Genomic DNA, 12,392 nt, shown 5'->3' with positions numbered 1-12,392 from the left:
GCGGCGGTACCAATTTATCTTACCCAGGGTACCAAGCCCGCTGACTGGCGGTACCAGATTCTGCTGATTGTTGGTACCGGAGAGGGTTACTACTCACAATTCAGCAAGCTGCAATCGCTTAGGCAGGGCACTTGATAAAAGAAGCCCCCTGTTTCATTGCTTGGCGGCAAAACAGAGGGCGCGCCCATCGCAGAAAGGCTAATTCATTGAAAGGCAAGTTCATTCTATCATGGCTGTGAAGTTAATCAGATGCGCTTTCTATGCGCGCTTCAGTTGTGACAAACAACGTGACGCATCCATCGAAGACCAGCTGTACGCATGCAATATCTATGCCGAGAAGCACGGCTACAAGGTCGTGGCTCAGTACTGCGACTATGCCATGACGGGGCGAAGCGATGACCGGCCGCAGTTCTTGCAGATGATAGAGGATGCGAAGCAGGGCGCATTCGATGTCATCGTGGTATGGAAGATGAACCGCTTCGCGCGCAATATCGAAGAGCAGTACTACTACGAACACGTGCTGCGCATCACCAGCGGCGTGACCTTCGAATCTACGAAGGAAAACATTGTCGGAAACAGCATCGAAGCCACGAGCAACAAAGCGCTGAACGCGCTCGTGGCGCAGATTCAGTCTCAGAACACTTCGGAAGACACGATGCGCGGCATGACCGGCAAGGCCGACAAGTGCCAATACTTGGGCTACCACCGATTCGGCTACAGCCACGAGGGCGACGTTATAACGCTTGACCCCGTGGAAGCCCCTATGGCAAAGCGCATCCACACCGACTACCTCGCCGGCGTCCCCATCCTCGATATATGCGCATGGCTCAAAAGCATGGGCGTGAAGACGATGAAGGGCAATGACCCCGGCTACACCTTCGTGACCGGCATCCTGAAGAACCTAGCCTATGCGGGCGTCTATATATGGGGAACAAAGAAGGATGATGAAGGCGAGGTCATTCTTGACGAGCAGGGTCAGCCGGTGCCGCTTGTCTACAAGGAAGGCGGCATGCCCGCCATTGTGGACATGGAAACGAAGCTTGCGTGCATCAAGCGATTAGGGCTGAAGAAGCATTCGCGCACAAAGGCGAACTTCATGCTCTCAGGGAAGCTTTACTGCTCTTCGTGCGGGAACCCGCTTCATGGCGAGACGGCCACGGGGAAGTCTGGAACCGAGTACTTCCGCTACGCATGCCAAAAGAAGCGTAAAACCTGCTTCGGAACGCTGCCGAAAAGCGAAGCGGAAGCCGACGTGGTGCGCAACGTGCGCGCGCTGCTGCGAGACGTGAAGCTTCTTGAATGGCTCATAGATTGCCACATCGAACACAAGAGGGCGCACAAGTCCGAAGTGTCCGTCAAGGCCACGAAAAAGGAACTGCGCGAGTTGGGAAGGCAGCGGAAGAACCTTCTTGACGCGGTTGCCGACGGTCTGGAATACCGGCATGTGAAAGACCGCATGGCGGCGCTCGATGCGCAAGAAGAAGGCTTGAAGAACCGCATCGAAAAGTTGGAGCGCGACAGCGGCGAGGTAGACCGCGAAGACATGCTGCGCTTCTTCAGCGCGCTTTCCGAAGGAGAAATGGAAGACGAAGACATCTTGCGTGTCTTCGTGAATAAGATATGGCTCTACGAAGGGTCAGCTGTAGCGGTAATGAACTTCGATAGCCGCGAATCGTCGCAATATGAAATAGAATACGCTCTAAACCAACACGAACACCCCGTTCAGAGGTGTTCGTGTAATGTAGATATGGTGCCCCCGAGAGGACTCGAACCTCCGACGCACGGTTTAGGAAACCGACGCTCTATCCGCTGAGCTACGGGGGCGGATATCTGGATTTCGTCGCTAGATATGCTTGAGCACTTCCATGACAAAATCGCTGTTCAAGGCTAACATGTCGTTGTCGATGTTTTCAATGACATCGTCCTCCTCGGCGAAGAATGCCGGCTTTCTGCCATCCATGCCCGCCAAATGCAGGGCCTGCTGGCCGTGCTTCAAGGCGTAGGCCGATGCGCTGTTGCGCCACTCCATCGTAGCCTCGGGCACTTTCAGCCCGGTGGCCTGACCGGCCTTGCGAACCAAGCGCTTCATGCGGCTCGAGGCCTTCTTGGGAACATAGGTGCCCTCTTTGTCGATCAGCGTCAGCTCACCGGCACCCAACGCCTCCAGCTCCACGATAAGCGCGCCCTTGAGCTCGGCCTCATGAGCAGCCATAAACGCTTTCATGCCGCCATTGCCGGCAAGTTCGGAACCGAGCGCCACAAACCACACTTCCATATCGATGCGGTCGCTGTGGAATTGCTCGATCTGCTCGATTTCCGGCGTCGGCTCGAAGACGAAATCAGCGGGCAGTCCTTCACCGAACACACTGGACGGATCGGCGGCACTGGTCTGGTTTTCTTCGCCTTCAGACTCATCGTCAAATTGATCGCGGGAGAACGCCCCACCCTCGAAATGGCGGCCGCGACGATGCGAAGAGCGCGGTGCATCAAAGCCGTCCTCGGCAAAATCGTCATCAAACTCGGGAGAAAACGCTGTCGTTGCGTCGGCGCCCAAATACTCCTCGTCGTAAGCCTGGATATCGCCTTCTTCGCGAAAACTCTCCCAACCGCCGCGCGCTGCTCCTACTTCACGGGCATCGAAGCTCTCCTCAACATCGAGCCATTCCTGCGGGCTGGATGCTTCCTCACGCTTCTTGCGGCGGAATTTGCCGAAGATACCGCCGAAACGGCTCTTAGGCATCTCCACATAACCGGGACCAGCCATTGCTCCCGTCTCGGTGATCTGCTCCACATAAGCAGAGTCATCGACGTCTTCGATATACATATCGTTCTCGGAGGCATTCTCCAAAAGCTCATCGCCGATGGGCGCGGCCGCTCCCGTCGCCCCCATAGAAGAAAACGTGCCCGCAAGACTAATGCTGCCGGAAAGCGCTGGATCAGTCGTCGTTGTCGTTCTCCCCAAAGACGGCAGCGCGCCGAGCAGCGCCGCTTCCCGCGTGCCTGAAACGGCCGACGACGGCTCGGGCGTCGTCACCGAGGGGATGACGGCGCTCAAGTCATGCACGCGACCATCATGCTCGGGGCGATCTTCTGAAAGAGGAGCGGCTTGCTGGCAATCATCCATAGAGATGCGCGGGAGCTCTTGGGAGATGCCGATATTGGGCAGCGTAATAGCGCGGCGCCGGCGGGGGGCAGCGGCTGGAGCCGAAGCCGGAGTCTCAGCCACTTCTCCCACCGAGGGCACCACCACGCGCTGCCCGCCCGCAGGCGCAGCAGGAGCATCAGGCGTCGAAAGATCAATGGGAGGAACCGCCACAGTGGCGCCCGTCAACGGACGCTGGCCATCTCGCACCGTCACATCGGGGTCATCCGTCGGCTGGGGCGCAACAGGCACAGCCGGTACAGCAGGCACGACAGGCTTCGAGGCAGGCGTCCCCGTTTCCGAAGAGGCCGGCTCGGATGCGATGGCGGGAATATCGGCCAGCATCGCGGAGACCGTGTTGTTAGAAGGAGACGGCAATTGATCGGCCTCAACCGCCGGCACTTCAATGGCTGGCAATACGGGGGCCAACGAGGGCGATGCCTCTTCATTAACGGCCGATAAGGAAGGCGGAGCAGAAATTTCCTCGGAGCTCTCGTCCGCAACCACGCTGTCCATAATCTCGGTGGGTGTTGCGCCAGCTGCTGCCGAAGCTGCCTGCACCGAAGCGCGCATAACACGCATACGCTCGGAAAGCTCGGCGAGGTTGCGGCGCTCATGCTCCTCGCGCGCGTTAATTTCTTCCTCGGCCCGTTCCAAAGCCGTGGCGTACCGCGACCGCTGCACGGGCTTTTCCTTAGCAGGCTTCTTGGCTTGCTCCTGGCCCTTTTTGAACCATTCAGGTACTTGATGCTCAACAGGCGCCGCGTAGGCGGGAGCAGCAACAGGGACGACGACCGCGGCAGAGGATGGAGTTAGGCTCTCTTCCGGAGAAACCTCCACGGCGCCGTTTTCCTCTCCCTTCGCCGGAGATTCATCCTCTGTTGCCACCTCAGCAGGCGTTGCAGACACCGGTTTCCCTGACAACGCCGCTACGGCAGCCTTGGCGGCCGCCAGACGCTCGGCAGCCGACTCCATGGAGGTTCCCAAATCCTCGGAAGTGTTTCCCGTATGGTAGACAATCTCCGCCCCCTCGGGAACAAGTCCCGCCGACACGGCGGCCGCCTCGCCATGAACCGTTGGCTCGGGGGCATCGGGGAGATCCCGAGCGGCGGCCACGCGAGAGGCGACTTCCAAAAGCACCGCCACTCCTGCAGCGTTGCAGTTTGCGCCCTCGTTGTAGTTCGCGAACTTCTCAAGCAGAAACGACGCAACCGGCAAAACCGCTACCACCATGGCAACAGCCAGAAGGACGTTGAACACCACGAGCACGCTACCGTCGGGTGCGAGCACCATGCGAATCGCCAAAAGCAGCGGAATGACCACCAGCATCGCCAGCTCAACCCAATAAAGGATGGGGAGCACCGCCGGCATCGCACCGTTCAAATCGCGTCGCACCTTACCGCTGTCGTAGTTCGCCACCACGATCACCTTGCGTCTCCGGCTCGCTCGCGTCGGCGATTTCGCAGGCAGGTAGCGCGCGACGACGTTCTGGCTCACCCCGCGGTTCAAAAGCCGCGAAAGCACCGGCTTATCGAACACCTCGGCGGCTGCCAACGCAGCGCAGATGAGGGACACCACGATGGCAGGAACAGCCAGCGCCCCCACAATCGTCGCCACCAGCGTCACCAACACAGCTACACCACTGCACAGCGTTCGAGGAAGCGAGCTGTCGGGATTGCACTGGAAGTCTTCCATAGCAGTCGTCAGACCGGCCTCGGCGGAAAACTGCTCGCTTATGTAGAGAGCCGCACGCTGTTCTTCCTCAGTACCCGCCGGCCGGGGGCCGATCTCCTGAGACAGATATGCGACATGTTCGTTCAATTCGGCCATGTACGTTGCCTTTCCTCGGTGAAGAGGGTTCTATGGACATAATTATCGTAAGTATACGCCATTACGAGGCCGTTCCGAGATATTCACGAAGAAAGGCATCAGCATTTCCTGCTTTTAGGCGCTCGGCCTCATAGGCGCCTTGGTCGGCCTCAATCTCTTTGTAGAATCGAAGAGCAACGATTTGCTCCGGGTCATCTTCCCCGAGTTCTTGGGCCAAGGCGGCCGCCTCCTCCTCCAATGCGTTATAGCGGCTGTTCTGAGCTTCGAGCTCTTCCTTGTTGCGGGAAAGATAGGCATCGTCGGCAGCAAGGGCTGCCTGCTGCGATTCCATTCTTTTAACCACGTAGGCTTCGAAGGCCGCCAAATCGAGACCGGGATAGGCCGCTTCGGCTTGGGAGAAATCCTGCTGAGCCTCTTCCAAAAACGCCAAGGCCTCGGTGCCCTTAGCCTGCGAGGCAAGAATGTTTTCCTTGCTCATCTCTTCAGCCAGCGCCGTGGCCTCACGAATAGCCGCATCGGCGTTTATCACGGCATTCCACCCCGAGCGGGCTTTAAGGAACGCCTCGGTCGCCATCAACGACTCCTCGATGATATTGACCCCCGCATCCAGCATATTAAGGCGCGAGCGAGCGGCCGTCACCACCTGAGAGGCCGCTTCCTTATCGTCATTGTCGCTCAGTGACGACTGCAGCGTTTCCATGGATGCGATAGAGTCCTCTAACTGGGCTCTCATCGGGGCAATCTCCGCGACAACGGCACGATACCCCTCGTTCAGCGCTTCCGCGGAAGGCGCGGCGTCTCCCGTCGCCGAGGGGGAAAGGCGCTTGGCATCGCACTGTTCAATAACCAGTTCGTCGAAGGGGAGAAGGGATTCGTCGCAGCTCTTGATGATGTCGACCTGATCATTCAGGGTATCAAGCAGGGACTTCTGCTGCTCCCTCATCGACATAAGAGCTTGACCGCCCATCAGCGTGATGACCAAAAGGGCGCACACCACCACGAACACGGGCACGATGCCCCTCATTTTTCGATCAACAGCGGAAGAAGAGGCTGACGGGGATGCGGGAGCTTCGCCAGACAAGACGATGGACTGCCCTTTGACCGGTGTTGGCCGAGGCTTCTTCCCTTTTCCCAACGTGAAAAGAGAAGGGCCGCCCGAGCCCCCCTCGTGCCGATCGCGCTCCTCGGCATCGCGAGCCTCACGGGCGGCATCGAGCACGCTGAAGGAAATCTCGTTGGAAGATCCCCGCGTGCGCCGCTTTATGTGCATCGGATGATGCGCCCTCTTCGCTGCCATGACCAGAACGCTCCCCTAGCGGCGCGCTGCTATCTCGTCGACGATCTGAGCCGCCGATAGGAACCGGATATTCTGGCTGGGAAGTGACCTTAGGAACGTCTTGCCATAGCCCTTCGTAATAAGACGCTTGTCCGCAAGGATGAGAATGCCCCGGTCATCAGCTTTGCGAATAAGACGGCCTGCTGCCTGCTTCGTTTCCAATACCGCCGCTGGCAGGACATAGCGCCGCCAGGCGGCATCGTCACGAGCGGCCCGTTCGCAAGAAAGAGGATCAGTTGGCTTCGAGAAGGGCAATTTCGGTATCACGACGCCCTTCAGCGTGGCGCCCGGCGCATCGAATCCTTCCCAGAAGCTCTTCAGAGCGAAGAGAGACAAATGCTCGTCGGCGAGGAAGTCGTCGCGCAGCCCCTTCACCGACACGCCCCACTTCTGGCACACGACGCGCAAATCGTCTCCCTTCAGAGCCGGCTGCACCTCTTCGAAGCACTTCTCCATTTCGCGGCGATTCGTGAACAGGGTAAGCATCGACCCGTTCTGGGCACGGTGAGCGTCGATGAGCAGGCGCTGCAGGGCGCCGAGATAACTCGGATCATTGGGTTCGGGCATATCGTTGACGACATAGACAACCATCTGATTGTCGAAGTCGTAGCTTGAGGCAAGCAGCAGCTCGTCGGCAACGGAAAACTCGCTCTCGTTCAGACCCATGGCCTGGGAGAAGCTGTTGAAGCTGCCGTCAACGGTCAGCGTGGCCGACGCATAGACCACCGAATGGGCGCGCGCGTACAAGGTCTCGTTCAGCGTCTCCCCCACCGACACGAGCAAGGCCTCCAGCTTGTTCTGCGGGCGATCGGTCTTGCGGCTCAAACTTGCCGCATATACGTAGCGCTCGGGGCACTGCGTGCAGATGACCTCGACGTTCTGGATGATTTCCTTCATCTCCATGGCAATAGAGGCGATCTCCCGCTGAATGACGGCAGCGCCTTCAATGTCCTCCAAATAACCCACGAGCTCCTGGCAAACCGTCACCATCTTCTCGGCACGCTCGGCCATGGCGCGGCCAAGACGGGCAATGTTCTGGAAGAGGGAGCCGTGGCGAATCTCGTCATTCAGCCAAAGATCCACCGTCTCGTAGCCCTTCGAGCGCTTATTGGTGTCATAGAAGAACAAGTCGGGCAGTGCCTTGCAGAACGCCTGGGCCGCTTCGCCGAATTCGGCTCCCGCGCGGCGCGCCTTTCCCGTGAGCCCATAGAACAGCGTCGTCGAGGATTCATTGCCCGGCATGACAACGGTGCGCTCCGCCCGCACGAAGACGTTGCGCCGAGATTCCTCGGAAGCTACGCGGCGCACGAGGGAGAGAATGTCCTCCTCTGCCAGTTCAAGGGAAAATGCCCGGCGGGCCTCGCTTTCGGCGCTGTGGGCCTCATCCACCACCCAATAGCGGATGGGCGGGAGCAAGCCTCCGTCAGCAGCAAGATCGCAGAATAGGAGACTGTGATTGGTAACGACGATATTGGCGGCCTCGGCCTTGCGGCGCGAACCGTGAACGAAGCAGGACGTGCCGAAGAATGGGCATTTACGGCGCAGGCAATCGTGGCTCGTGGTGGTGATCATCCAGCGCGGTAGCGTGCGGTAGTCGATCTTCAGGCCGTCGATGTCGTCGTAAGCCGTCTGCTCAATGAAGGAAAGCAAGGCGGCAAGAGCCGGAGCCTGAGGTTTTTGCTCCTTGCCCACGGTGCGCATGCCGGGGCCTTCCACAACGAGGCGCTCCACCTTGTGCAGACAGGGATAATGGGAGAACCCCTTGAGAGCAGCATAGGTGAGGTCGGCACCGAGCTCCTCCGAAAGAGCGGGAAGCTCATGATAGACCAGTTGGTCGAGGAGAGCGTTCGTCTTAGTGGCCACGCCGACATTGATACCGTTATCTCGGGCAATGATGGCCGCCGGCAAAAGATAGGCCATGGATTTACCCACGCCTGTTCCTGCCTCCACCATAAGATTGCGCGATCGGGCAAACGCGTTGCGCACCGCCTCGGCCATAGCCACTTGCTCGCCGCGCTGCTCGTACTCTTCGTACAGGGAGCCTACTACGCCCTCGGCGGTGAACGCTTGGGCCACAGCATCGGCCGTGGGGAGCAAGAAGGATCGCCCTGGATCGGCGGCGATTTCATCGGCATCCACGAGCGGTCTTAGATCGGCTTTCCCCACCCGTTCTCGGCGCAGGGTGCGCAGCGAGAACGGAAGGGGTTTCTCCTCGCTCGTCTCAGCCGCACGCTCGGCAAAATACTTGAACACCACGACCGTCGGCCAATCGTTCGGTTCCGCCATAGAGGCGATTTCCCGCAGCAACATAGTCGGCATGGCTTCCACAGCAGCAAGCAAAATACGCAGGAGAGCACAGGTCGCCGCCACATCTTCATCAGCCCGATGCGTTGACCGAGGAGCACCGAAGGCCTTCACAAGATCGATGAGTCGATGGGATTTCATGCGGGGCAGCGCGATGCGGGACAAATCGAGGGAATCGACCCAGGTGTTCTCGAGCAGCGGATAGCCCGTCGGATGGTTCGTCGTGAAATTGCGGTCGAACTCGGCATTATGGGCCACGACGACGGCATCTCCTACGAAAGTGGCCAGATCAGCTAGTGCCTCGGACGCCGAGGGAGCGTCGGCCACATCCTCATCGTGAATATCGGTGAGATGGGCAACATCCTCAGGAATGGGTTTTCCCGGGTTCACGAAGGTAACGAACCAGTCGACAATTTCGCCGTTTTCCACCCGTGCCGCTGCAATCTGCGTCAACTCATCATGAGCGAGAGAGAATCCCGTTGTTTCCGTATCCAAAACAACGACATTATTATCGAACCGGCCGAAATTGCTCCTTTGGGCCCGTTCAGGCAGCGACTCGTAGCGCGCGATAATCTCCGGCGGCGTTCCGTCGCTGATGAAGTTCTTCAGCTGTCCTTCAAGGGGGGTGGTGTCACGTGACATAGCGCAGCCTATCTTTCGCGGCGCCCTTGGTGGTGAAAAAAAGGAACCTCGGCCTAGCGAGTGTTCCCTGATTCATCGGGCTCGGTTATGGTGTTCTCGACAACTCACGGTATTGTATCAGCCAGGGCGGAGAGAATATTCATGGAACGGTATTTCGGTACATATCAAACATTTCGAACGGTCTCAAAGAAAGATGCGGCGGTGTTCATGGGTTCCAACACCCTCGTGGGAGACCGATACCGCATCAATCTCACTATGGACGAGGGCGTCCATCGCGCATGGCTTATCAACAAGTTCAACGAAACTATCGGTTACTTCGACGACAGCTTCTCACGCGAACTGAGCCTTTTGGCAGCGGAAGGTCTGGAACTCGTGGGAATTCTCTCCTTTGTCGCCTTCACGGAAACACCTGAGCCAGGTGAATATTGGGGACAGGCCGCAGTTATCGGGTACAGCCCCCATTACTCAGAAGAATTCAACCAGTTCATCGATGGCATCTGCGGGCTTATCGGCAAGGGCATTCGCCCGAAGCTGGCGTTGAAGGGGTCGGCCGTCGACGAGATCATCGACTCGAACGGCACGTGGCTTCCGAGCGAGCGCGAACCTCTCCCCGAGAAACAACGCGGCATGGCGCTACTTAAAACGCGCCGAGGGTTCATCGACGGCCTCGTGGAGGCTGGACGCACGGGTAATAAAGGCTGTTACATTCTCAGCTGGGCCTTTCTTCTTGCCCTCGTTGCCGCCATCATCATCGGCCTGAAGTCTTGCGGAGTGTTCTAAAACGAGAACACTTGTTTTAGTTATCTAACCGGTAACCGTAAGGGGCGACCTTGGTCGCCCCTCGGCCGCAAGCGCTTACTCTCCCTCTTCGAAGGCATACTCAATGAGCTTCGTGCACAACTCAGGGAAACTGATGCCTGCCGCGCGGGCCGCATCGGGAAGAAGCGAGGTCGCCGTCATACCAGGGATGGTATTGGTCTCCAGAATCCACGGGATGCCATTCTCGTCGAGAATGAAATCGGAACGCGACACGCCACTGCACTGCAATGCCTTATGGGCGCCGACAGCGGCGTCCATTACTTGCTTGGTTTCCTCCTCATCGAGAGGTGCCGGGCAGATATGCTGCGAACCGCCGGGGGCATATTTCGATTCGAAATCATAAAAATCAGCTTTAGGAACAATCTCGATGACAGGTAAAGCGAAAGGATCCCTATTGCCCAACACGGCAACCGTGAGCTCGGTACCTTGAATATACTTCTCAACGACAACAAGCTCGTCGATTTCAAACACACGCTCGATGGCATCTGCGATAGCTTCTTCGCCTTCCACGATGTAAATGCCCAAAGCGCTGCCTTCGGTAGCCGGTTTCACGACACAGGTTCCGCCCATAGCCAATGCAAGTTCTTGAACGGAATATCCCTCTCCCTTCTTGATGTATTGATAGGGAGCAGTAGGAATGCCTTCGCGCTGGTAAAAGAGCTTGGATTGGGCCTTGTTCATCGCCGTCGCGCTTGACCACACACCAGGTCCTGTATAGGGAAGGCCGATCGTTTCCAGAAAACCCTGGAGCACGCCATCCTCGCCACCTTTTCCATGAAGACAGAGAAAGGCAACGTCGAAGGGCTCCTCAATGAGCGTTTTCAGATGGTCCTTCTTCGCCGGATCCAACTCCTGAACAATAAACCCCGCTTCACGAAGCGCCTCCCCGGCACCTTTGCCCGATGCAAGGGAAATTTCGCGTTCCCCACTGGTTCCTCCAGCTAAGAGGGCGACGCGACATTTTGCGGGTTCAACTACTGCTGCCATGGAGCATTCCTTCCAGACGGTAAATCTCTGGAGGCAGTATATCAGAGCAACGCCACCGTCTATAATGAACCTATGAATAACGAACTGATAAAGCTTACAGAAGCCGAACTCGAGGATCTTGTCACCTCGTGGGGATACCCGCGCTTTCGCGCAAAACAGATCCACGAGTGGGTTCACCGCCATCATGCGGCTTCTTTCGATACCATGTCCAACCTTCCGAAAGACCTCAGAACAAAACTTTCTGAGTTCTTTCCGTTGGAGACGGTAAAAATTTTCGACCGACAAGTTTCCTTAGATGGGACACGCAAATATGTTGTGACCCTGGCCGACGGCTCATTAGTTGAGACGGTGGGCATGCCCGTCTACCATCGAGACGGCTCCCTCGATCGGCTATCAGTATGCGTTTCCTCACAAGTAGGATGTCCTATGGCCTGCCAATTCTGTGCAACTGGCCGCGAAGGCCTTACACGGAATCTCACGGCTGCAGAAATCATCGCTCAAGTGGCTCTCGTCCAAGAGGATTTCCAAGAACGGGTAAGCAATGTCGTTGTTATGGGTCAAGGGGAACCTTTCCTTAACTACGATGAAGTTCTTGCCGCTTTGCGCATTCTAAACAGCCGGGACGATTTCAATATAGGAGCGAGACATATCACGCTCTCTACCTGCGGTATTACAGATGGGATCGATCGTCTCTCCCAAGAGCCAGAGCAATTCACGCTCGCCGTGTCTCTTCATTCGGCTTTACAGAAGAAGCGTGATCGGCTTATGCCGAAAGTGGCAAAGCAACCTCTTTCGGATCTAAAAAAGGCTGTGGAGAGATACACCCAGTCAACCAACCGTCGTGTCTCCTTCGAGTATCTCCTCATCAAGGATGTCAACGATTCAGAAGAAGATCTTCGAGCACTTCTCGACTTCTGCGATGGGCTACTCTGCCATGTCAACCTTCTTCCGGTGAACACCGTAGAAGGATCCCCTCTGCAAGCTGCCTCGCCAGCAACTGCAAAACATTGGGTCGAGACGCTGATCCATTATGGTGTGGAAACAAGTTTCAGAAAATCCCGCGGAGCTGATATCGATGGAGCATGTGGTCAGTTAAAAAACAAGTTAGCGCAAGGTTCTCTTCGTTAATTCGTCTTTCTCTTCTCTTGTTTCACGTGAAACAAAGATAACTAATGGCATGTTATGTAAAGCATTTTCTCTTACCTCACACTAGGGTCTACAACAACTTCTTTTAATCATGAACCACCCCTCAAAGGGGTGGTTTGCTCTGGGCCTATAAGGCCGAGGGGGGCCGGCAGCGTCTAAAGGCGCTGCCTCTCACTTCGTTCAAGC

The 12,392-nt window shown here is 57.2% G+C and carries 7 protein-coding genes, 1 tRNA gene and 1 pseudogene; 3 read left to right on the top strand and 6 right to left on the bottom strand.

What is annotated here, in order from left to right; translation table 11 throughout:
- Window positions 1-229 precede the first annotated feature (229 nt).
- Window positions 230-1,207 (top strand): annotated as a pseudogene (locus ACW4LP_RS12040) (recombinase family protein); the annotation flags it as partial.
- Here the strand turns inward: ACW4LP_RS12040 and ACW4LP_RS12035 are convergent.
- The 5 genes from ACW4LP_RS12035 to ACW4LP_RS12015 all read right to left on the bottom strand — a co-directional run bounded on the left by ACW4LP_RS12035 (window position 1,103) and on the right by ACW4LP_RS12015 (window position 9,254).
- Complete coding sequence (locus ACW4LP_RS12035) at window positions 1,103-1,477, bottom strand: hypothetical protein (protein ID WP_451917255.1); 375 nt, start codon at window positions 1,475-1,477, stop codon at window positions 1,103-1,105. The pseudogene ACW4LP_RS12040 and the gene ACW4LP_RS12035 sit on opposite strands and share 105 nt — an antisense overlap.
- A gap of 271 nt (window positions 1,478-1,748) precedes the next feature.
- Window positions 1,749-1,824 (bottom strand) — tRNA-Arg (locus ACW4LP_RS12030).
- 19 nt (window positions 1,825-1,843) lie between these two features.
- Window positions 1,844-4,972 (bottom strand): aminopeptidase, encoded by a 3,129-nt coding sequence (locus ACW4LP_RS12025; protein WP_417003644.1) that lies wholly within the window; start codon window positions 4,970-4,972, stop codon window positions 1,844-1,846.
- Window positions 4,973-5,033: 61 nt separating this feature from the next.
- Window positions 5,034-6,269 (bottom strand): hypothetical protein, encoded by a 1,236-nt coding sequence (locus ACW4LP_RS12020; RefSeq protein WP_173111246.1) that lies wholly within the window; start codon window positions 6,267-6,269, stop codon window positions 5,034-5,036.
- 15 nt (window positions 6,270-6,284) lie between these two features.
- Complete coding sequence (locus ACW4LP_RS12015; protein ID WP_173111243.1) at window positions 6,285-9,254, bottom strand: helicase C-terminal domain-containing protein; 2,970 nt, start codon at window positions 9,252-9,254, stop codon at window positions 6,285-6,287.
- A gap of 141 nt (window positions 9,255-9,395) precedes the next feature.
- Between ACW4LP_RS12015 and ACW4LP_RS12010 the strand changes: the two genes are divergently transcribed.
- Complete coding sequence (locus ACW4LP_RS12010) at window positions 9,396-10,034, top strand: hypothetical protein (RefSeq protein WP_173111240.1); 639 nt, start codon at window positions 9,396-9,398, stop codon at window positions 10,032-10,034.
- A gap of 75 nt (window positions 10,035-10,109) precedes the next feature.
- Here the strand turns inward: ACW4LP_RS12010 and ACW4LP_RS12005 are convergent, their stop codons facing one another.
- Window positions 10,110-11,060, bottom strand: a complete 951-nt coding sequence (locus ACW4LP_RS12005; RefSeq protein WP_455803858.1) for a D-alanine--D-alanine ligase family protein — start codon at window positions 11,058-11,060, stop codon at window positions 10,110-10,112.
- 72 nt (window positions 11,061-11,132) lie between these two features.
- Here ACW4LP_RS12005 and rlmN point away from each other — a divergent pair, with 72 nt between their 5' ends.
- On the top strand, window positions 11,133-12,188 hold the full coding sequence (gene rlmN, locus ACW4LP_RS12000) for a 23S rRNA (adenine(2503)-C(2))-methyltransferase RlmN (protein ID WP_173111234.1): 1,056 nt from the start codon (window positions 11,133-11,135) through the stop codon (window positions 12,186-12,188).
- The last annotated feature ends 204 nt before the right edge of the window (window positions 12,189-12,392 follow it).

It is taken from the genome of Adlercreutzia sp. CNCM I-6215, from assembly GCF_977072315.1.
This window is presented reverse-complemented; position numbering and strand designations above follow the sequence as displayed.